Annotated in this window: 20 protein-coding genes; 6 read left to right on the top strand and 14 right to left on the bottom strand. The window is 32.4% G+C overall.

Annotated features, from left to right (window positions below):
• Nucleotides 1-106 precede the first annotated feature (106 nt).
• Together mecA and spxA are read right to left on the bottom strand one after the other, a co-directional pair.
• Nucleotides 107-823, bottom strand: coding sequence for an adaptor protein MecA (gene mecA / locus FYJ81_RS04100; protein ID WP_107384675.1), 717 nt, complete (start codon nucleotides 821-823; stop codon nucleotides 107-109).
• Nucleotides 824-1,135: 312 nt separating this feature from the next.
• A complete protein-coding gene (gene spxA / locus FYJ81_RS04105) occupies nucleotides 1,136-1,531 on the bottom strand; it encodes a transcriptional regulator SpxA (protein ID WP_040030144.1) in 396 nt (131 codons plus the stop codon).
• Between the two features lie 303 nt (nucleotides 1,532-1,834).
• Here spxA and trpS point away from each other — a divergent pair, with 303 nt between their 5' ends.
• Nucleotides 1,835-2,824: a tryptophan--tRNA ligase gene (trpS, locus tag FYJ81_RS04110; RefSeq protein WP_154409329.1), complete on the top strand. Its 990-nt coding sequence runs from the start codon at nucleotides 1,835-1,837 to the stop codon at nucleotides 2,822-2,824.
• A 399-nt stretch (nucleotides 2,825-3,223) separates the two neighbouring features.
• Here trpS and FYJ81_RS04115 read toward each other — a convergent pair whose 3' ends face one another.
• From FYJ81_RS04115 to opp3b, 5 genes are read right to left on the bottom strand one after another with little or no spacing between them, the layout of a single operon-like run.
• A complete protein-coding gene (locus FYJ81_RS04115) occupies nucleotides 3,224-4,882 on the bottom strand; it encodes a peptide ABC transporter substrate-binding protein (protein ID WP_154409330.1) in 1,659 nt (552 codons plus the stop codon).
• Nucleotides 4,883-4,899: 17 nt separating this feature from the next.
• Nucleotides 4,900-5,841 carry an ABC transporter ATP-binding protein gene (locus FYJ81_RS04120; RefSeq protein WP_181187560.1) on the bottom strand — a complete coding sequence of 314 codons (942 nt, stop codon included), beginning with the start codon at nucleotides 5,839-5,841 and terminating at the stop codon, nucleotides 4,900-4,902.
• Nucleotides 5,831-6,916: an ABC transporter ATP-binding protein gene (locus tag FYJ81_RS04125; protein WP_107384879.1), complete on the bottom strand. Its 1,086-nt coding sequence runs from the start codon at nucleotides 6,914-6,916 to the stop codon at nucleotides 5,831-5,833. The genes FYJ81_RS04120 and FYJ81_RS04125 overlap by 11 nt, the downstream gene beginning before the upstream one ends.
• 18 nt (nucleotides 6,917-6,934) lie before the next feature.
• Entirely contained in the window at nucleotides 6,935-8,002 is a 1,068-nt protein-coding gene (gene opp3C / locus FYJ81_RS04130) for an oligopeptide ABC transporter permease (protein ID WP_107384880.1), read from the bottom strand.
• Nucleotides 8,002-8,928, bottom strand: a complete 927-nt coding sequence (opp3b, locus tag FYJ81_RS04135) for an oligopeptide ABC transporter permease (protein WP_107384881.1) — start codon at nucleotides 8,926-8,928, stop codon at nucleotides 8,002-8,004. Before opp3b ends, opp3C begins: the two co-directional genes overlap by 1 nt.
• Nucleotides 8,929-9,172: 244 nt before the next feature.
• Between opp3b and FYJ81_RS04140 the strand changes: the two genes are divergently transcribed.
• The gene (locus tag FYJ81_RS04140) at nucleotides 9,173-9,547 is read left to right on the top strand and encodes a DUF3899 domain-containing protein (RefSeq protein WP_107384882.1); all 375 of its coding nucleotides are present in this window, start codon (nucleotides 9,173-9,175) and stop codon (nucleotides 9,545-9,547) included.
• 36 nt (nucleotides 9,548-9,583) lie between these two features.
• Here the strand turns inward: FYJ81_RS04140 and FYJ81_RS04145 are convergent, their stop codons facing one another.
• The 3 genes from FYJ81_RS04145 to FYJ81_RS04155 form a co-directional block, all read right to left on the bottom strand.
• Entirely contained in the window at nucleotides 9,584-10,834 is a 1,251-nt protein-coding gene (locus FYJ81_RS04145; protein ID WP_107386146.1) for an MFS transporter, read from the bottom strand.
• 241 nt (nucleotides 10,835-11,075) lie between these two features.
• Nucleotides 11,076-12,320 (bottom strand): beta-ketoacyl-ACP synthase II, encoded by a 1,245-nt coding sequence (gene fabF, locus FYJ81_RS04150; protein WP_107384884.1) that lies wholly within the window; start codon nucleotides 12,318-12,320, stop codon nucleotides 11,076-11,078.
• 11 nt (nucleotides 12,321-12,331) lie between these two features.
• On the bottom strand, nucleotides 12,332-13,273 hold the full coding sequence (locus tag FYJ81_RS04155) for a beta-ketoacyl-ACP synthase III (RefSeq protein ID WP_107384885.1): 942 nt from the start codon (nucleotides 13,271-13,273) through the stop codon (nucleotides 12,332-12,334).
• Nucleotides 13,274-13,502: 229 nt separating this feature from the next.
• Between FYJ81_RS04155 and FYJ81_RS04160 the strand changes: the two genes are divergently transcribed.
• Nucleotides 13,503-13,697: a YjzD family protein gene (locus FYJ81_RS04160; protein ID WP_046208047.1), complete on the top strand. Its 195-nt coding sequence runs from the start codon at nucleotides 13,503-13,505 to the stop codon at nucleotides 13,695-13,697.
• A gap of 288 nt (nucleotides 13,698-13,985) precedes the next feature.
• Here FYJ81_RS04160 and clpB read toward each other — a convergent pair whose 3' ends face one another.
• On the bottom strand, nucleotides 13,986-16,595 hold the full coding sequence (gene clpB, locus FYJ81_RS04165; protein ID WP_154409331.1) for an ATP-dependent chaperone ClpB: 2,610 nt from the start codon (nucleotides 16,593-16,595) through the stop codon (nucleotides 13,986-13,988).
• A gap of 317 nt (nucleotides 16,596-16,912) precedes the next feature.
• Between clpB and FYJ81_RS04170 the strand changes: the two genes are divergently transcribed.
• On the top strand, nucleotides 16,913-17,332 hold the full coding sequence (locus tag FYJ81_RS04170) for a nuclear transport factor 2 family protein (protein ID WP_154409332.1): 420 nt from the start codon (nucleotides 16,913-16,915) through the stop codon (nucleotides 17,330-17,332).
• A gap of 275 nt (nucleotides 17,333-17,607) precedes the next feature.
• On the opposite strand, the gene FYJ81_RS04175 is transcribed toward FYJ81_RS04170, so the two are convergent.
• Both FYJ81_RS04175 and FYJ81_RS04180 read right to left on the bottom strand, forming a co-directional pair.
• On the bottom strand, nucleotides 17,608-19,431 hold the full coding sequence (locus tag FYJ81_RS04175; protein WP_154409333.1) for an acyltransferase family protein: 1,824 nt from the start codon (nucleotides 19,429-19,431) through the stop codon (nucleotides 17,608-17,610).
• Between the two features lie 231 nt (nucleotides 19,432-19,662).
• Nucleotides 19,663-19,971 carry a metal-sulfur cluster assembly factor gene (locus FYJ81_RS04180; protein WP_019469047.1) on the bottom strand — a complete coding sequence of 103 codons (309 nt, stop codon included), beginning with the start codon at nucleotides 19,969-19,971 and terminating at the stop codon, nucleotides 19,663-19,665.
• A 113-nt stretch (nucleotides 19,972-20,084) separates the two neighbouring features.
• Here FYJ81_RS04180 and FYJ81_RS04185 point away from each other — a divergent pair, with 113 nt between their 5' ends.
• A complete protein-coding gene (locus FYJ81_RS04185) occupies nucleotides 20,085-20,927 on the top strand; it encodes a Cof-type HAD-IIB family hydrolase (protein ID WP_154409334.1) in 843 nt (280 codons plus the stop codon).
• A gap of 28 nt (nucleotides 20,928-20,955) precedes the next feature.
• Nucleotides 20,956-22,278 carry a CoA-disulfide reductase gene (locus FYJ81_RS04190; protein ID WP_154409335.1) on the top strand — a complete coding sequence of 441 codons (1,323 nt, stop codon included), beginning with the start codon at nucleotides 20,956-20,958 and terminating at the stop codon, nucleotides 22,276-22,278.
• Nucleotides 22,279-22,554: 276 nt separating this feature from the next.
• Here the strand turns inward: FYJ81_RS04190 and FYJ81_RS04195 are convergent, their stop codons facing one another.
• Nucleotides 22,555-22,944 carry a YisL family protein gene (locus FYJ81_RS04195; protein WP_019469044.1) on the bottom strand — a complete coding sequence of 130 codons (390 nt, stop codon included), beginning with the start codon at nucleotides 22,942-22,944 and terminating at the stop codon, nucleotides 22,555-22,557.
• Nucleotides 22,945-23,012: the final 68 nt, after the last annotated feature.

Genomic DNA, 23,012 nt, shown 5'->3' on the forward strand with positions numbered 1-23,012 from the left:
AAAAAGCCATAAGTTAACAATTAACTTATGGCTCAGTATCTAAATAATATTACTAATCAAATCATAATCAGTATTGATAATAATTTATATTAGTTTTTAATCATCATTATTCAGTTGTATCAGGAAAATAACGACGTACTTGTGAAGCGACGTTATGACTCATAATAATTTTTGCGTAATCGTTTAAATATACTTCTGATTTATCAGTAGGATATGCGAACTCAAGTAATTGACTGTAACTATCGTTAATTGTTTCTTGTCCAACTGTTTCATCAAAGTGAACAGCGTAGTAATATACATTATTAAGACTATATAATAAATCTTCAAACTCATCTGCACTTTGATTATTATGGTAAGCATAATCAATTACTTCTTCTAAGTCATTAAATCTAACTATAACAGTACGCGTATTCTGTGGTTTACGTTTGTTGCGTTCTTGATCTTGTTGCGTTTCTTTTTGTTGTTGACGTTGTTCAAATAAATCCTCTAAACTATCATCTTGCTCAAATGTTTGTGATAATAAATCATTAACTTGATGATCTAATTGATCATTGTCTTCATCAGACATATTGATAAGATCTTCGTTTTTAGATTTAGAAATCGTTACTTCCACACCTTTTTCAAAAGCATGTACTTGAATCCATAAAGGACCTTCAACAACAAAATCTTCTTCTTCATTGATTTCTTCCATCATGTTCCAAAAGAATTCTTCTCCACGTTTGCGATTAGTCCATAAATCTTCACGTTTAAAGCCTCTTGCTTCTATATCACTATATGTTATAAATAGTTTAACGGTAGTGTCGTCAACTCGCTCTATTCTCATATCATCTCACTCCTTACAGTCGATGAATAGTAATCATTATTGTATTAGAACGTAGTAAGAATTACAATTAATTTGTTTGATTAATTTTTACTATTTTCTATTTGGTCTCTTATAATAACATATACCCTTATAAAAGGCCAAAAAACAGCACTTTCTCTAGAGTGCTGTTTGAATTCAGTCAATAATCATTCACAATTGAATAACCGATTTGTTTGACGTAAGTATATATTTATCTGTTACGGTAAATACAACAAAACCACAAAGCAACATCACAATAACGTTACTTTATGGCTCAATCGCTCTATCTATACATTAATCAACCATACGTTGCGCTTCTTGCAATTGGAACGTACGTACTTTTCTAGGTAAAAAACGTCTAATTTCGTCTTCATTATAACCAACTTGTAAACGTTTATCATCTAAGATAATTGGACGTCTTAATAAACCTGGGTTATCTTGGATAATTGAATATAAGTCTTGAAGTGGTAAAGCATCAATATCTACATTTAATTTTTGATAAGTTTTAGAACGAGTAGATATGATTTCGTCTGTTCCATCTTCAGTCATTTTTAAAATTTGTTTGATTTCATCAATTGTTAAGTGTTCTGAAAAAATGTTACGCTCCGTATACGGAATGTCATGTTCTTGTAACCATGCTTTCGCTTTACGGCAAGATGTGCAACTTGGTGAAGTAAATAATGTTACCATACATCTCACTCTCCTATTTTTCATGAATATAAATTCATTAGATTTCAATTTTATATGATTAAGAATTTTTAAAGTGATTTTTATCTCTCTTAACCTTACAATTAAAGTATACCCTATCAACATTAAAATTAAATGAGAATTCTCTAATTTTTTTAAAAAATTTCAAATAAGCTTAATTCCCAATCAATTTAGTTAGAAATATTGATATGTATACAGTTTAACATAACTTACAAATGATTGAAATACTGTTATACTATTACTAAAGTATACAAATTAAATTATTATAAAGGTAGGCATCAAAAAATGGAAACTTTATTTTCTGGTATCCAACCTAGCGGTATTCCAACGCTTGGTAACTATATTGGTGCGTTGAAGCAATTTGGTGAAGTCCAAGATGATTATGATTGTTTCTTCTGCATCGTGGATCAACACGCGATTACAATTCCACAAGACCGATTAAAACTACGTAAACAAACAAGACAGCTAGCAGCAATTTATTTGGCATCAGGCATTGACCCAGAAAAATCAACATTATTTATACAATCTGAGGTGCCGGCGCACGTGCAAGCGAGCTGGATGTTAACAACTATTTCATCGATTGGTGAATTAGAACGCATGACACAATTTAAAGATAAAGCAGTAAAACAAACTGAAGGTATACCTGCTGGGTTACTTACATACCCGCCATTAATGGCAGCAGATATCGTCATTTATAACACAAATATCGTTCCTGTTGGAGACGATCAAAAACAACATATTGAATTAACTAGAAATTTAGTAGATCGATTCAATTCACGTTACAATGATGTACTTGTAAAACCAGAAATACGCATGCCAAAAGTTGGTGGTCGTGTTATGAGTTTACAGGATCCAACGAAGAAAATGAGTAAAAGTGACAATAACCAAAAAAATTATATTTCGTTATTAGATGAACCAAATGTGGGTGCCAAAAAAATAAAAAGTGCAGTAACAGATTCAGATGGCATTATTAAATTTGACCGTGACAATAAACCTGGCATTTCAAATTTATTATCAATTTATTCAAGCTTAACAGACAAAACGATTGATGAACTCCAAACACAATATAAAGATTCTAACTATGGTGAATTTAAATCAGATTTAGCTGAAATTGTGAAAGACTTTTTAATTCAGTTCCAAGAAAAATATGAATACTATTTCAACTCTGATGAATTAGATACGATTTTAGATAACGGTAGAGATAAAGCTCAAAAAGCTTCATTTAAAACGTTGAAAAAAATGGAAAAAGCAATGGGCTTAGGCCGAAAAAGATAATTTATAAAATCATAGTGAAGATTGCATAAATCTCATTCAAAAAAGGGCCAATCTACATCAAATAGATTAGCCCTTTTTTCTATAAATTTTATGGTATTTATATTAACCTGCATATGAAACATTTCTGTAATTTCCACTCAAATTTTCCACTTGATATAACCAAATTACAATATCGTTAAGTGTACGAATTTTTCAATAACACCACAATTTCTTGGAATATATCAATAATGCCTACATTATTAATTAACGTACAAAGTCAACTCTGCTAGAGAATAATAATAGTTCAACAAATGAACCAAAATTCTTGTCATGAGGAAAACGTCAATTTCTATAACGTGATATAGAAACTGACGTTTTTCATTAATTCAATAAATTGTACTCAGGCTTCTTTTTCACCTTTTACTTCATTTTATTTTTTTCACCTGTTTCACGGTCAATTGATTTATCAATTTTCACTTCTTTTAACGATGTATCGCCGCCGATTTGGTGATAAATTAACCCTTTAACTTGAGGATTAGTTAAGTGTGCTTCACCTTTTTGATAAACAGGTGCTACTGGCGCATCATTGAGTAACAATTCTTCTGCTTCTTTCATTGCTGCGTTACGTTCTTCAGGTTTTTTCAATAATTTACCATTTGCATCTTTAATAAGTTGGTCATACTTTTTGCTGCTCCATGCAGTATTATTTTGCGAATTACCTGTAGTCATAATATTTAAGAATGACAATGGGTCTGGATAATCTGGCCCCCAACCTGATAACGATGCTTCAAATGTTTCAGAAGACTCTTGATTTAAACGTTGTTTAAATGGTAATTGTTTAATCTTCAAAGTAACACCTGGCAAGGTACTTTCTACCTGTGCTTTAATATATTCAGCTGAAACCTTTGCATCTGGTGTATCTTCAGTATTCATCGTAAATGTTAAATTTTTAATACCTAAATCTTTTTTTGCTTTTTCAAAATGTTGTTTGGCCGCTTTAGGATTATAAGTCAGTGGTGAATCTATGGATTCAGCAAAGTCTTTACCATCTGGTGTTTCTGCCGTTAATTTAGCAGTAAATCCATCTGTCGCTTCTGATCCATTATTTTTTACTGAATTCACATATCCCTCTTTATTGATAGATTGTGCAATGGCTAACCTCAAGTCTTTATTTTTAAATTCTGGTACGTTATCCTGATTCATTTTAATATAGAACGTGCTAGCCAATAAACGTTTTTTTAATCCTGGATTATCTTGATATTTATCTACTTGGTCAGCGGTAATGGTCGTATCATCTACAGAACCAGTGTCATAAAGTGATGCACCTGCTTGCTGATCTTTTAACACTTTATAATTTACACGATCTAATTGAACTTTTTCTTTGTCCCAATAATTTTCATTTTTAACTAACTGAATTTTATCTTCAACTTTCCAATCTTTAACTTTAAACGGACCATTAAAGACTGTTTTATCTGCAGTTGTAGCATATTGCTCGCCATTCTTTTTCACAACTTTTTCATTTTGTGGCATAAATGCTCCAAAGGCGAACATTTCATTAATATATGGGATTGGTTTTGTTAATTCAACTTTCAATGTATGATCATTCAAAGCTGTAACCCCTAATTTATCAACATCTTTTTTCCCCATATTAATGTCTTCAGCATTTTTAATATCATACATTATGTAAGCATATTCAGCAGCTGTTTCTGGATTAACAACTCTTTTCCAAGCATATTCAAAATCATGAGCTGTAACAGGGTCACCGTTGGACCACTTAGCATCTTTACGCAGTTTAATAGTCAATGTCTTTCCACCATTACTTTTCTCTGGCATCTCTTTAGCAACACCTGGTTGAGCTTTATCGTTTTTATCTAATGTATATAAACCTTCATACACTTGGTTATATATATCAAACGATACAGTATCAGTGGCTAAGGCAGTATCCAAAGAAGAAATATCTTGTGATATAACTTTTCTAAATACTTGTCCTTTATCCGAGTAAACACCTTCAGCACTACTACATCCCGCAGCGATTACAGTTAAAGCTAATAAAACTACAAATAGTTTAATCCTTTTCATATTAATCCCCCTTTCCCTTATACTGATGGTGCTTGTATTTGAGATTTTAATGTTTCTGCTTCCTCATCCGTAGTAAATACAAAATGCCCTGGTTGTATTTCGTTCAAAGACCGTTGATCGTTTTTGGACATGTCTTCTTTATACACTGTTCTTTTTCGCGTACGCTCACTTTCAGGATCTGGTTGTGGCACTGCTGAAAGTAATGATTTCGTATAAGGATGTAACGGATGATTATATATTTCATCTGCAGAACCTAATTCGACAATCTTACCAAAATGCATAACTGCAATTCTGTCTGAAATATATTTCACCATCGAAAGGTCATGAGCAATAAATAGAAATGTAATATTGTGTTCTCTTTGCAACTTTAATAACAAATTGACAACTTGTGCTTGAATTGAAACATCTAACGCTGATATCGGTTCATCTGCAATAATAAATTCTGGTTCTACTGCTAATGCACGAGCAATACCGATACGTTGTCTTTGACCACCTGAAAATTCATGTGGATAACGATTGGCATGTTCCTTACTAAGTCCCACCGTTTCTAATAAATCATAAACTCTTCTTTTACGATCTTTTGTTCCACTAGCAAGCTTATGGATGTCTATCCCTTCTGCCACTATATCCATGACTTTTAACCTTGGATTTAATGAAGCATATGGGTCTTGGAAAATCATTTGCATCTTTTTATTAAACTTCAAAGAATCTTTACGGTTTTTTATTTTTTGAATGTCTACACCGTCATAAAGAATTTCTCCACTCGTTACATCATTGAGTTTAATAATTGCTTTACCAGTAGTAGATTTTCCACAACCAGATTCACCAACTAGTCCAAATGTTTCCCCTTTATAAATATCAAATGAAATATTTTCAATTGCACGTACTTCGCTACGCTTTCCTTCATTAAAATATTGTTTAACATTTTTCACTTGTAAAAGTATGTCTTTATTTTGCATCATCAAACGCCACCCTTTCTACCTGTTGCGGCTTATCGTAATTATTAGGCATCTTACGTAAACGTTTTTGTACCATTTCTGGTGGTTCAACATGCGGTGCGCGTTCATCAAGTAACCAAGACTTTACAAAATGTGTATCAGAAATTTTGAACCATGGTGGTGGAGTTTTAAAGTCTACATCTAATGCATATTGGCTACGTTCAGCAAACGCATCTCCTTTAGGTGGGTGTAATAAATCTGGTGGTGTACCTGGAATAGCTAATAATGCTGTATCTGTACCAGTTGTCAGATCAGGCATCGATGATAGTAACCCCCAAGTATATGGATGTTTAGGGTCATAAAATATTTCATCTACATCTCCTGTTTCAACCATTTGTCCTCCATACATAACAGCTACTCTGTCAGCTATATTAGCAACAACACCTAAATCGTGTGTGATAAAAACGATTGAAGTACTTATTTTGCTTTGTAATTCTCTCATCAATTCTAATATTTGTGCTTGCATCGTTACATCAAGTGCAGTAGTTGGCTCATCTGCAATTAATACTTTAGGTTCACATGCAAGTGCTGTCGCAATGACTATCCTTTGTCTTTGTCCACCTGAGAATTGATGTGGATAGGCATTAAAACGTTTTTCAGCGTTTGGTAATCCTACAAGATTTAATATTTCTAACGCCCTTTTCTTCGCATTTGCCTTATTGTAATTTCTATGTTTCATTAATGGCTCCATGACTTGCTTGCCTATTTTCATTGTAGGATTTAACGAAGTCATTGGATCTTGAAATATCATAGAAATATCTTTACCTCGTAATTTAATCAATTCTTCTTCTGATTTTTTAGCTAAGTCTTCACCTAAGAAATTAATAACACCTTTTTTAATTCTTCCAGTATCGCCTTGGAATAATTTTGTAATAGCTTTTGTTGTCACTGATTTCCCTGAACCTGATTCACCAACAATCGCCAGCGTTTCTCCTTTATCAAGAAAGAAATCCACGCCACGTACTGCCTGCACTTCCCCTGCGTCAATATCAAAGGAAACATGCAAATCGTTCACTTCTAATATTCTTTCTGACATAAAATGTTGCCCCCTTTATTATTTACGCATTTTCGGATCAAATGCATCGCGTAACCCATCACTAAATAGATAGAAGAATAGTATTAATAAACTTAAAATAATAGCCGGAATAAATAATTCATGTGGATGAATCAATAACATTGCTCGACCTTCATTTACAAGTGACCCAAGAGAAGTTCTTGGCGCTGGTACCCCGATACCAATAAAGCTTAAGAATGCTTCGAAGAAGATTGCATTCGGTACTGTAAACATGGATGTAACTACAATAACCCCTAAAGTATTAGGTAATATATGTTTAAATATTAATTTAAGTTTAGAGGCACCTAGTGTTTTAGATGCTAATACAAATTCTTGACCTTTTAATTTTAAGAATTCCCCTCTGACCACACGGCTCATGCCAATCCAACCTGTGATAGCCATCGCTAATATAATCGTCCATATAGATGGTTCAAAAATTAAAACGAATAAAATAACAACAATCAACGTTGGGATAGACGCAACAATTTCAATAATACGCTGCATCACATTATCAATACGGCCTCCAAAAAATCCTGAAATCGCGCCATAAATAACACCTATAAAAATATCAAGCAGTGCTGCAACAACACCGATGAATAGTGATACTTGTGCACCTTGCCAAGTACGAGACCACAAATCTCTACCTAATTGATCTGTACCAAACCAAAAATTCTCTTTCACTCCAGCTTCTTTATACGCATCTTTACCTTGAGCACCTTCACCATCAAATGGTAAAAATGAAATTTGATCTAGAACAGGTATTTTTGCTGGCAAGTTACGTCTTTCAACATCTTGTTCAGCATAGTCATGTGCACTAAATAAAGGGCCAATTAACGCTAAAATAATGATAATAATTAACCCTATCATACCAACTACCGCTAATTTATTACGCTTTAGTTGTGACCATGCATCCTGCCAAAAGTTTTTACTCTCTCTTTGTATTTCTGGCTCTTTTTCAATGTCATTGTTACTTCTAATAAAGTCTGATGCTGGAATTCCTTCTGAGGTATGTGACATAACTGCATTTGAATAATCTTGATTTAAATTTTCATTTTTATTATCAGCCATTATTTTTTACCTCCTTGTACACGTATACGTGGGTCAATAACACCATATAATATATCTACAAGGAATATAGAAACTATAAATAGTGTACTGAATAAAATGGTTGTCGCCATAATTACTGGGAAATCATTCGTGGTAATCGATCTTACGAATTGGTCCCCTAACCCTGGTACACCAAAAATATTCTCAATTGTCAAAGTACCTGTTAATATACTTGCCAACATTGGCACAATAATTGTAATTACTGGAATCAGAGCATTTCTTAATGCGTGTCCAAATAATACTCTCATTGTTGAATTACCTTTGGCACGTGCAAGTAAAATATAATCTGAACTTAACACTTCTATCATTTCTGCTCTTATGTATCTTGCTACCGTCGCTAAAACTGCTGCTGATAGTGCTAAAGATGGTAAAACTGCTGTTGAAACACCTTCCCAACCTGCTACTGGGAACCATTGCAACCTTACTGAAAATACATATTGTAATAAAACAGCTAATACGAATGATGGTACCGAAACCGCTATAACTGAAATTACAGTAGCTGTATAGTCAGCCCAAGTGTTTTGCCGGACTGCTGCAATAACCCCTAAAATTAAACCGAGTATGACACCAATCACCATCGCTGTTAAACCCATTTCTAAAGATGGTAATAATCTTGGTTTGATTAATTCCCAAACTGGTTGGTTATCATATTGGAATGAGTTACCAAAGTCCCCCGTAACAACATTCTTTAAATAACTCGCATACTGAACTGGTACTGGATCGTTTAAACCATATTTTTCGTTAAGAATTTGCTTTTGTTCTTCATTTAATTTTTCATCGTTAAACGGTGAACCTGGCATAAGTTTCATCAAGAAAAATGTAATGGTAATGATAATGAATAATGACAAAATCATATAACCCAGTCGCTTTAAAACATATTTAAGCATATCGTATCCCCCTTTGAATCGAATTAAACATTCCCTTCACAATATTCAGAATATTTAATAACATTATACGTTTAGTTAAGATTTTAATCAATATTCTATTGCTTTACTTTATTAAAGAAATTAAAAATTATTTAATTTTAAACTTCTAATTAAATACTGTTGTTAACGAATTTATAGTAATTTTTATTCATTTTTTAGTTAACTTAAGTTACAATTAATTTAATTCTTTTTAGGGGGCGCCAACATGAAATATTTAAAGCACCTAGTAATTTTTTTACTTTTTACACCCATAATTTCATTTATTTTATGGCTATTTTCAAACCATACTTGGATAAACTTTATTAATACTTTATTTTATGTCTCTATGCTCTTAGCAATTGTCTTTTTTATCATTTTGATTGTACAAGAAGGCATTTTAGATCCCACGAGTTTTGGTTTTAGAAGGCTAAAATACCAATTGACAAAAAAGAAACATAGAAGTGCGTTTGAAAATGATGAATTTTTTAAACCTACTCAACCTAAAAAAGATGTTTATATTGTCTCTTCTTGGGTAAAAATTGCTTTTCTTTGTAATCTTATTTATGTCATTATTTCTATTTTCATATCATTTGCTATATAAAAAGACTGGATTAGAAATTGTATTTAATAACAATAACTAATCCAGCCTTTTTTGTTTACGATTATCAATGTTGGGATTGCAGAAAAGTGCATAATAAAGTAAGACAAATCCTAATAAAACAATGACTGCCACATAGATTGACATCATCCATGGCAATATAAATGCGCCAATAATAAGCCCAAAACGTGCTAAAATATTTCCACCGTAAAATGATACCATCGCAAATGTGCTATACGTACTACGTTTATCTTCAGGAATCATTAAGAATCTTTGTGCATTTTGGATAGGTGAATATATTAATTCTCCTATCGTCGCTACAATTGAAAACAAACATAGAATCCAAAACGATGTTGCAGATGTCAAAATACTGTATCCTAATGTATACAAGACAATCCCAATCATAAATGCAATTCTAGTTGAAGTCGCTGCAACAATTCTGTTGACAGTAAAAGTTAAAGTTGCAACTACTACTGTGTTAATAATCATAATGACCGTGAACATTCTGACACCATCTATATAAAAACCTAAAATAGATAATGGTTCAAAAGCATCTTTCAATCTTACCACGACATAAGAATTTAAACTTAATTCAGCCATAATGACCATCATATAACCTAAATTTAGCATCATATAATACTTGTCTTTAACTACATCTCGATAACTATCAAAAAAATGTTTAAACTTAGTCGTTAAATCTCCCTTTTTGTTAATGATTTGTTCAACATTATAATACTTTTCAAATAAATACCAACTCACTAACATTGCGATAAAGAAGAGGATAAATAATAAATGTTTATGTCCCAAGTATAACAACGCACCTAGTGCCATACCGATAGCTGTACCAATATTGAACATCCAATAATTTAATTGGTATACATATTCTCTAACATCTTCATATATAGCATCCATAATTGCCGCTTCAAATATTGGTTCACTTGCAGCAAACAATAATTGAAAGATAAACACAGCAATGCAAAAAATTAGTAAGCCGATGCCATTCATAGTAACCGTAATACTTAGAATAATTAAGCAAATTGCGTATAAAAAATGGATATAATTCACTATTTTCTTCCTATTATAATTATCGCCTAAATATCCACCTAGGAAAGACACAATAAAACTCACCACAATATTAACAATTAAAAATGTCCCTGCAAAAACTGCGTTCACTTTACTCGTTAAATAAAGTGCAATAAAAGGCATGATTGCTTGACTTGCAATAATCAAGATAAAATCTGCAATCATTCGTGTTTTCAAAGTTGTTGATAAAGATGAGAAGCGTTTCATCTTGACTGCCTCCTTATAACCTAAATATAAAGCACATTATACATTAGGTGTACGTCATAAATATACAAAATATCAAAATTAATCATGTATTTTACTATTAATTATCTGCATTATTAATTTTTCATACTTTATACTATCCAAAGCTTATTTATAAAATTTCCGTATCTGTTAAATAAATTTAGCCAAAAATAAATAAGGCTGGACAAATAAATTGTCTCAGCCTTTAACATTACATATTATTTTAGTCGTTAAATTTTTTCAAAACAAGCACGGCGTTATGGCCACCAAATCCTAGACTATTACTCATTGCATAAGTAATATCTAAATCTTCAGCTTTATTAGGAACGATGTCTAAATCACATTCTGGGTCTGGAGATTCAGCATGGATGGTTGGTGCGATACGTCCATCTCTAATAGATAAGGCAGAAAAGATTGCTTCTAAGCCACCAGTTGCACCTAATAAGTGACCAGTCATTGATTTTGTAGAGCTAATTTTTAAGTTTTTAGCTGCTTCACCAAATGTATTTTTAATCGCTTGAATTTCAGTTAAATCACCTACTGGCGTACTTGTGCCATGAGCATTTAAATATTGTATATCTTTGGCCTCAATGCCAGCATCATCAATCGCAGCTTGCATTGCACGTGAGCCGCCTTCACCTTCTGGTGCTGGCGCAGTAATATGATAAGCGTCACCTGTTGAACCATATCCAACTACTTCGGCATAAATTTCTGCACCACGCGCTTTTGCTGATTCTAATGATTCAAGTACAACAATACCTGCACCTTCACCCATCACAAAGCCATCACGACCTTCTTGGAATGGTCGACAAGCTGTTTCCTTATCTTCATTCGTTGTTAAGGCACGGCTTGCACTAAAGCCTGCTATAGCCATATGTGTGATTGGTGCTTCTGTACCTCCAGTAACCATAGCATCAGCGTCACCACGTTGGATAATCTTGAAAGCTTCTCCAATAGAGTTTGTACCTGTTGCACATGCTGTAACAGTAGCACCATTAGGACCTTTTGCACCTAAATCAATAGATACTTGGCCAGTAGCCATATCTGGAATTAACATCGGTACAAAGAAAGGACTCACACGTCTAGGACCACGCTCTAGCAATTGACTATGTGATAATTCAAATGTTTCCATACCTCCGATACCAGAGCCAATCCAAACACCAATTCTATCAGCAGTATTTTCATTAATTTCTAGTTTTGCATCTTTGACCGCTTCTCTTGCAGCAACTACAGCATACTGTGTGAATCGATCCATACGACGCGCTTCTTTTTTATCTATATGATCTTCAATATCAAAGTCTTTTAATTCACCAGCTAAATGAACTTTATATGCTGATGTATCTAAACGTGTTATTTCGTCTATACCACTAACACCATTTAGTGCATTTTTCCATGAAGTTTTTGCATCATTACCGATTGGAGATAAAACACCCATACCAGTAATTACAACGCGATGTTCCTTGCTCATAAATTATCCTCCTATTTTCCCCATCTTATAGTTACAGCACCCCAAGTAAGACCACCACCGAATCCTACAAGTACTAAAACATCATCATCTTTAATTTTACCATTTTCTAATTCTTGTGCGATACTTAAAGGAATTGAAGCTGCAGAAGTATTACCAAATTTATCAACTGAGACGCTCATTTTTTCTTTTGGTATACCTAATCTTTCTCTTGCAGATTCCATAATTCTAATATTAGCTTGATGTGGTACAAACATATCGATATCTTTTGGTTCTAAATTTGCTTTTGCAACTGCATTATTTGAAGCTTCACCCATGATTCTAACAGCAAATTTAAACACTTCTCGTCCATTCATAAATATCTTACCATTTTCTGGATTTAAATATAAATATTCTCCTCCAGAACCGTCTGACCCAAGTTCATAACTTAAAATGCCTCGGCCTTCAGACACTTCACCGATAACTACTGCACCAGCACCATCACCAAATAATATAGCTGTTGAACGATCAGTGTAATCCGTGATCTTAGATAATTTATCTGCTCCTACAACTAAAATATTTTTATAATCACCTGATTGTACGAATTGTTTAGCATTGATCATTGCATACATGAAACCACTACATGCAGCTAACTGATCCATAGAAGCAACTTTTCCGATTCCAAGTCTATCTTGTAATATATTAGCTACAGTTGGAAACGGAAAATCTCCTGTAGATGTTGCAACAATAATCATGTCTATATCAGTTGGTTCTATACCAGCATCATTGATAGCTTTAACACTTGCTTGATAAGCTAAATCAGACGTCTCTTCATCTTCATCAGCCCATCTTCTTTCTTTAATACCTGTCATTTTTGAAATCCACTCATCTGAAGTTTCTAAAAATGATTCAAAATAGGCATTCTCTACTACTTTTTCAGGCGCATATGCACCGAAACCTTTAATACCCACGTTCATGGTTGTACACCTTCTTAATAATTTTTTAATACCAGGTATTAATTTAACATAATACATATTTCCAATACAAGAACTTCACCTAGTATACTCATTAAAATCACATTATTTATTATAGTTTATCGTAAATGTTAGCACAATTAAAATCTATACTTTATTAAGTTACTACTATACAAATACTGCTTTCTTATTTATAATGAATGTATATATATTAAATTGGAGGCATTACATAATGAAATACCTCGCAGTGTTATTTTGGTCTATTGTCTTATTACAAATGGTAAATTTCGTACTTAACAGTCTTTCAGGTGGGGGCGCACTTAATTTAATTACCCCTATTATTGGTGCTATTGTATTTACAATCATTGTCGTATTATTTGACTTGATTATTAAACCTTCAAAGCATGAGACGAAAGAACAACATTAAATTTTTATCACATACAAATAAAAAAGTTCAGAACGTAAAATACCTCGAACTAACAAAAAATGACAATTTCTAAGTTTTTAATAGAAATTGTCATTTTTTGTTACTACATCCTATCTCAAATGACCTATATGTCATGACGGTTTTGCATTGATACAATTTGTTAATTAGCACTCTGAACATTCAAAATTCTGAATTATTATAATAACAGCCCGTAAAAGAACTGCCTCAGTTCACTTTTACGGGCTTATTTTATGAGAGTTGATATCTCAAGTACTATTTATTTTCAGTTTATATTATTTCTGGTCTGATTTCTTCAAATGTTAAACCATCATCTGATAAATCTATTTTTATTAACGTACCTTCTGGTAAATTCTCTCTAATCATTTTGCGTGCAAGTGGTGTTTCAATTTGTCTTTGAACAAATCTTTTTAGTGGTCTTGCACCAAATTGAGGTTCATATGCTTCCTCACCTAACCATGCTTTAGCTTTATCAGAAACGTCAATGGAAATACGTTGTTCCATCAATCTAATGTTTAATTGTGTTAAAATTTTATCAACAATTAAACTCATATCATTTACGGATAATGGTTTAAATAATACGATATCATCCATACGATTTATGATTTCTGGTTTGAAGTATTGGTTTAAACTATTCATTACTGCTTTTTCTGTTGATTCAGTAATCACGCCTGTATCTTTTACATTTTCTAATAATATTTGTGAACCAATATTACTTGTCATGATAATAATAGTATTTTTGAAGTCTACTTCTCGTCCTTGTGAATCAGTTAAACGACCTTCTTCTAATATTTGTAACAACACATTAAACACATCTGAATGTGCTTTTTCTATTTCGTCTAACAAAATAACTGAATAAGGATTACGACGAACTGATTCTGTCAGTTGTCCACCCTCTTCATGTCCAACATAGCCGGGAGGGGCACCTATTAAGCGAGAGACAGAGTGTTTTTCCATATATTCACTCATATCAATACGAATCATATGTTTTTCTGAATCAAATAAAGTTGATGCTAATGATTTCGCTAATTCTGTTTTACCTACACCTGTTGGACCTAAGAATAAGAAGCTGCCAATTGGTCTATTAGGATCTTTAATTCCAGCACGCGCTCTGACAACTGCATCAGCAACTAGATCTACAGCTTTATCTTGACCTACAACACGTTCATGAAGTATATCAGATAAGTTTAGGAGTTTCTCTCTTTCGGTTTCAACTAATTTTGATACTGGAATACCTGTCCAAGAACTAACAATATCGCCTATTTCTTCATCAGTAACAATTTCACGAATGATGCGATCGTTGTCTTCACTTTGTTCATTTTGGAAAGCGTCTTCTAATTCACGTAATTCTTTTTCTAGTTGTGGAATTTTACCGTGCTGTAATTCAGCAGCTTTTTCTAAATTGTAGTTATTTTCAGCATCTTCTAAAGCTTTTCGATTTTCATCTAATTCTGAACGTTTCTCTTGCAGTTTAGCTATTTTTTCTTTTTCTTCTTCAACACGTGATTGAATAGAACTTTGTTTTTCCTTTTCGTTTGCTAGTTCCTCTTGTAACTCTTGCAAACGTTGTTTACTGGCATTATCAGATTCATTTTTCAATGCTGACTCTTCAATTTCTAACTGCATAACACGACGATTCACTTGATCCAATTCTGTTGGATTTGAGCCCATTTCAGTACGTATCGTCGCACATGCTTGGTCTACTAAATCTATTGCCTTATCTGGTAAAAATCGATCAGTAATATAACGGTCTGATAATTCAGCTGCTGCTACCAATGCTTTATCCTGTATACGAACACCGTGATATACTTCGTAACGTTCTTTTAAACCACGTAAAATAGAAATAGTATCTTCTACATTAGGTTCAGATACATTTACTTTTTGAAAACGACGTTCTAAAGCTGAATCTTTTTCAATATATTCTCTATATTCATTTAAAGTTGTCGCACCAATACAATGTAGCTCCCCACGAGCCAACATTGGTTTAAGCATATTACCTGCATCCATAGCACCTTCAGTTTTACCAGCACCTACAAGCATATGAATTTCATCAATAAACAAAATAATTCTTCCGTCTGATTCTTTGACTTCTTTAAGTACTGCTTTCAATCTTTCTTCGAATTCTCCACGATATTTTGCACCTGCTACAAGTGCGCTTAAGTCAAGTTCAAAAATTGTTTTATCTAACAGTGATTCTGGCACGTCTTTACGTACGATACGCTGCGCCAATCCTTCGACAATTGCTGTTTTACCGACACCAGGCTCACCTATCAAGACCGGGTTATTTTTGGTTTTTCTACTTAATATACGGATTGAATTACGAATTTCTTCGTCACGTCCAATGACAGGGTCCATATTACCTTGACGAACTTCTTCAACTAAATCACGCCCGTATTTTTCTAATGCTTCATAATTTGCTTCTGGATTTTGTGATGTCACGCGATTGCCTCCTCTAACTTTTTTTATAATTTCCTCTATTACTTCTTTTTTATTTTCTACAAATTGTTTGGTCGTATCATCTATATCCATAGCAGCTAATACGATATGTTCCATGGATATATATTCATCTTCATATTTTTTCATATAAGTTTCAGCTTTATTTAATAAATTGTTAGCATTTTGACTTATATATTGACCATATTGAATATTATCCCCTTGGACCGATGGATATTTTTTAAGTTTTTCTTTATATGATTGATCTAATTTTTCTGTATCAATATGCGCTCTATCGAAAATACTTTTAAATAAACTTTCATTTTCTGTTAATGCTGCTGATAATACAGCTTCAATTTCAATATTTTGATTTTCATTTGTTTTAGCTAATTCAATTGCATTCTGTAATGCACTTTGAACTGCATAGGTCATTTGATTTATATCCAAATTGATTCACCTCACCATTTAATGATTGATCAATAAAGTAAGTTTGACTTTGACTTTCTTTGACCTTATCTATATTATATTACGCTTCTTGACAAGAATCAACAATAAAGGGTTCGTTTTTCAATTATTTTTTAAAGTTTTGAACGCTTACCATATCATAACATTTGCCCAACACACATTTGTTAAAACATCCATATAGATTACATAAAAACTGTTAAATTAACAGCGATTTTTATACTTCCAACGATAGCACATATCTCATTACGTTAAAGTTATGTTAGCATTATTGTAAATATACAACAATGGAGGTTAAATATATGAATAATGTAATCAAAAGACCAACGCCGCCGTTTAATAAACAGATAGCTTTAGAAAAAGTGAAATTAGCGCAAGATGCATGGAATACCAGAGATCCTGAAAAAGTATGTCTTGCTTATACACAAGATTCACAATGGAGAAATCGTAGTGAGTTTTTTGAAGGTCGAGAAGCAATCAAATCCTTTTTATATAGAAAATGGCGCAAAGAACTTCACTACAAGTTGATGAAAGAATTATGGTGTTACACCGACAACCGTATTTCAGTTAGATTTGAGTATGAATGGTATGATGCCTCTACAAATCAATGGATGCGTACACACGGCAATGAACATTGGAAATTTAATAATAATGGCCTCATGACGAGAAGAGATATGAGTGCAAATGATTACCCAATCAATGAACGTGATAGAAAATATTGAGTTCACTTTACCTAACAATTGCAACTCATAAATAATAAATACTTGTCATTTAATATATTCTCAACTTAATATGAGTACAGACATAGTACAAGGTTAGTAATATCGTTTCAAAACGCATAAAGACGATTGTGAATTTTCATTTAAAACACAAATAAATTCAAGCGAAAGTTTTTCGAAAAATTGTATCAATAACAAAGCAAACGCCAATTTCAATTGAAATTGGCGTTTGTGTATAATCAAACTACAATAATATCGTGTTTCTCTAACCTTCTGATTTATTTTGAATCGTTTGCTATATGTTTTAAAATCTCATCTGTTAATGCCTCTACACCTTTTGTTTCTATATGTATACCATCTGGCGCAAAATATTCTGTATGATCTTCAGAGCGTTTGTACCAATCAATAAGCGTTACATTTTTATGTGCTTTAGCGGCATCTGCCATCAATTTATTCACGTGACCTTCATAACTTCTCGGAACGCGTGTATTCACTAAATAAATTTGTGCATTTCCGAATTTATTGATTAACGTATCTAATTGTTCTTTACTAAAGTCACCATTTGTACCTAGTTCTAGCACAATTTTATCGGAACTTTTATTATATGATTGATAGTGTTTTTCTACAAGTGGTGCAACATCATATAAATTACGTCCAACCTCACCATCAATTTTTGCGTTGGGCACCCTTTTTTTAAAATTTTCACCTATATCAACCATCACTGAGTCTCCAATAAGCAATGGTTTAATATTTGTATATACTTCTGATTTTGTTGTTTTTTTAGAATTTGATTTATCAAAAAAGTTTACTTCATCAATTGGTATAGGCCGCACTAATTGTTTATCAAATTCATCTGTTTTAAACGTTGTTTTTTTATCCGTAATCATATCTTTCCCTAATTTATCAAAGCTACCAGCTAAAACAAATAGGCTTGGAATCATAAATATTAACAAAATAGCTGTTCTTACTAATGGTAATTTTTTATTTAATTTTATAGAAAATGCTTTAAAACCTTCTTTTCTAAAAGGTGTTTCAATATAGCGATACGAGAGTTCAGCTAAAATGATTGTCAATATGATATCTAAAAAGTACACATAATTCGGTAATTGCCCAGCAACATAATATGAATGTACAAAACTAATAACTGGAAAATGCCATAAATACAAACTATAAGATCTCTTACCAATAATAACAAAAATAGGATTACCGATAACTTTAGCAAAATAACCTGATGGATGAACAGCACTCATTATGACAAATAACGTCATTGCAGATATTAAATAAAATCCACCGTTATAAATCCAATCACTATTATCATTAACTTTATAAAAAAGTAAAAGTAAGATAAAAATACCAAAAACACCAATACCATCTATGATATGCGTTAGTGTCTTTTGAGGATTTTTCTTCAACTTAAATGGCGGCCATAAAAACGCTAGTATAACACCCAATAACATTGTTTGAAGTCTCGTATCTGTACCAAAATAAACTCGAGAATGAGACATATGCGGTTGTGAAATGATAATCATCACAAGTAAAGAAATTAATGAAATTATCCAAAATATCAAAACAACATTGCGGTATTTTTTTAATGCTAATAAAAGGAATATAAAAAGGATTGGGAATACAATGTAAAATTGTTCTTCAATTGCTAAGGACCATAAATGTTTTAATGGCATAAAAGCAAATTGTTCAAAATAATTTACATCTGAAGCGATGTACCACCAATTAGAAAAATAAAAAATTGCTGCTATTGCATCCTTTTTTATATTAACAATTTCTTCTGGTTTTAATACCAATGTTGCTACTACTACAACAAATACTAAAGTTAGTACTGCAGGTATCAATCTTTTGAAACGTCGTACCCAAAAGTTTTTTAAATTAATTATCCCTGTTTCTTCATATTCTTTTAAAAGTAAGCTAGTAATTAAATATCCAGAAATAACAAAAAATGTATCAACACCTAAAAATCCACCAGTTAACCATTGCTTATTTAAATGGTAAATAATAATACCAATTACTGCAATTGCTCTTAAACCATCTAAACCAGGCATATAGCGCGTGTTACGTTTCACACGATTATTTTCAAGATTATTGTTCATTTCCCCACAAACTTTCCTAAAATTACGTAAACATCTAATTTATTCACCTAGCTATTGTAATATTAATGTAATACAACTGCAATTATTTTAATGAATTGAACGATAGAAATAAAAAATTTTAAAATAGCCTGACATAAAGCGTCCACATGTTTTCTAAAATAAAAAAAACTAGCTTAAGTTAGCAATACATATTCAAACGTATTGTTACTTAAACTAGTTATCTATCTTTTATTAACCTATGCCAAGCGCAATTTTAGCATAACGTGACATCATTTCTTTACTCCATGGCGGACTCCAAACAATATTTACTTCTGTATCTGAAATCTCAGGAATTTCTGCTAAGACCATTTTTACTTGGTTCATAATCTGTGGTCCAAGCGGACAACCCATAGAAGTTAATGTCATTTCCACTGTACATAAGCCTTCATCATCAACATCTACATTATATACTAAACCTAAGTTTACGATATCGATTCCTAACTCAGGGTCAATTACCATCTCTAAAGCATTTAGTATGCTATCTTTTAATCCTTCATCCATACATTTCACCTCTTCGTATTTAATCATACTAACAATATATCAAATATCTTACAAAACGCCAATAAAATGCTATGATATTCATACATCATTTATTAAATTTAAAGGAGATTTACATGAGTTCTTATTTAATTTGTTTAGACTTAGACGGAACACTGTTAAACGATGACAAGAAAATTACACCTTATACTAAAAAGGTTTTAACTACATTACAAAAGCAAGGACACAAACTAATGATAGCAACTGGCAGACCATACAGAGCCAGTCAAATTTATTATCATGAACTAAATATGAATACACCTGTAGTTAATTTTAATGGTGCTTTCGTGCATCATCCAAAAGATGATCATTTTAAAAATAAACATGAAGTACTAGATTTAGACTTATCACATGAGATTATTCAGTCACTAAACAACTTTGGTGTTTCCAATATTATTGCTGAAGAAAAAGATTATGTCTTTTTAAATAATTTTGACCAAAAATTATTTGATGGTTTTTCAATGGGAAACCCTAAAATAGAAACCGGCGATTTACTTAATTCTTTAAGTGAATCACCTACTTCAATTTTAGTCGAAGCTGAAGAGTTTATGATTCCTAGAATTAAGCAAATGCTTACACGTTTCTATGCTGAAAACATTGAACACCGAAGATGGGGCTCACCTTTCCCAGTTATTGAAATCGTAAAACAAGGTATTAGTAAAGCAAGAGGTATAGATTATGTAAAATCCTATTTAGATGTGGATAGAAATCATATTATTGCATTTGGTGATGAAGATAATGACTTAGAAATGATAAAATATGCCAAACATGGCATCGCTATGGAAAATGGTTTAGATGAACTAAAACATGTCGCAAATCATGTAACTTATTCAAATAATGACGATGGTATTGGTCGCTATTTAAATGATTTTTTCCATTTAAATTTATCTTATGAAACAGTAGTAGAATCACATATTTAATCATTAAATTTATAGGGGGCTATATACTATGAATAAAATTGTAGTGGTTGGGGCTGTTGCTGGAGGTGCAACCGTTGCTAGCCAAATCAGAAGATTAGACAAAGAGAGTGAAATCACCGTTTTTGAAAAAGATAGAGATATGAGTTTTGCTAACTGTGCACTGCCTTATTATTTAGGAAATGTCGTAGATTCTAGAGACAAAGTATTAGAAGCAACGCCAGAGTCTTTCTATGATTCTAAAAAGATTGTTGTTAAGCCCTATCACGAAGTAACTGCGATTAACGACAAAACTCAAACAATTACCGTTTTTAACAAACAAGACAAGACGACGTTTGAAGAAGACTATGACACTTTAATTTTAAGCCCTGGCTGTAGCGCGAATTCTTTAAACTTAAACAGTGATATCAGTTTTACATTAAGAAATATGGAAGATACTGATGCCATTGAAAACTTTATCGAGCGACAAAACGTTAAAACAGCACTTGTCGTTGGTGCGGGATACATTGGATTAGAAATATTAGATAATTTACATCATAGAGGGATTGATAGCACATTAATACATCGTTCAACTCATGTGAACAAATTAATGGATAGTGATATGAATCAACCCATTTTTGATGAAATGAAAGCAAGAGATATCAACTATCGTTTAAATGAAGAAATTGTAAAAGTGAATGGTCATGAAGTTCATTTTAAATCTGGTAAAGTTGAACACTATGATTTGATTATTGAAGGGATTGGCGTTAAACCTAATTCAGAATTCATTCAATCATCAAATGTAACTTTGGACAGTAAAGGTTACATTCCAGTAAACGATCAGTTCCAAACGAACATTGAAAACATTTATGCTTTAGGTGATATTATTACTTCTCATTATCGTCATGTAGACTTAAATGCACATGTACCTTTAGCATGGGGTGCTCATAGAGCAGCAAGTATTATAGCAGAACAACTAGCAGGAAATACTTCTGTACACTTTAAGGGTTATTTAGGCGCAAATATTGTAAAATTTTTTGATTATACCTTTGCCAGTGTTGGCGTAACGCCACAAGAATTAGATAACTTTGATTATGAAATAGTAGAAGCTAACCAAGGAGAACATGCAGGGTATTACCCAGGAAATACTAAGTTACATTTACGTGTCTATTTCGATAAATCTAGCAGACGTATCATTCGTGCTGCTGCTGTAGGAAAAAATGGCGCTGATAAACGTATAGATGTTTTATCTATGGGCATGTTGCATAAATTAACCATTGATGAACTTACTGAGTTCGAAGTTTCTTATGCTCCACCTTATAGTCGACCAAAAGATATTATCAACATGATAGGCTATAAGGCGCGCAATAAATGATTTTTAGGAACTAATTCAGAGATAGAAATCACTTCATATTGATCTATTTTGTTAATTGATTTATTCAATATAATAAACACCACCACTGTATAATATATATTATACTATTTTCAGATTAATGGTGGCAGTAATTTGGGCCGTCTCATGCTGGAAACGCACTAGCCGAAGACTACAGGCTAAGGCAGTGCCCGTGGAAAGCGTGCACAAAAAAACTGCCAACAAAGTCAGAGACTTGGTCGACAGTCTGAGCGGAGACAATTTAATGTCTCCGTTTTTTTACATACCAAACATTTGAGTGATTGGGCCTTGCGGTAAAATAACACCAATAATCATAGTAATTATAATTAATGCAATCGTGCCCCACATCATACCATTGCTTGATTGTCCTTTTTTTCGTTTTGTAACTGTAACTTCCATTAACGCAACTACAGCAACACCACATATCATTTTCAATGTTAATAACATGTGTCCGCCTGAATTTCCATCACCAAATGCTTGAATCCAAATCCAAAATCCTGAAATTAAGACTAAAACCATGAATAATCTTAATAGCATATGAATTGGTTTAAAATAAGGTGTTGCACCTTGTTTTTCTGAGAAATTAAAGTAAGCTGCGAAAAACAAGATAATTAATAATACCCAACTTGCAATATGCATATGTAACATATATGATACCCCCACACTATTTTTACTTTTTATAAAAAATATAAATACATAATTGCTTTTAATTACAA

This window comes from Staphylococcus sp. McC-251-APC-3A2, from assembly GCF_009695665.1.
Classification (GTDB): Bacteria; Bacillota; Bacilli; order Staphylococcales; family Staphylococcaceae; genus Staphylococcus; species Staphylococcus cohnii.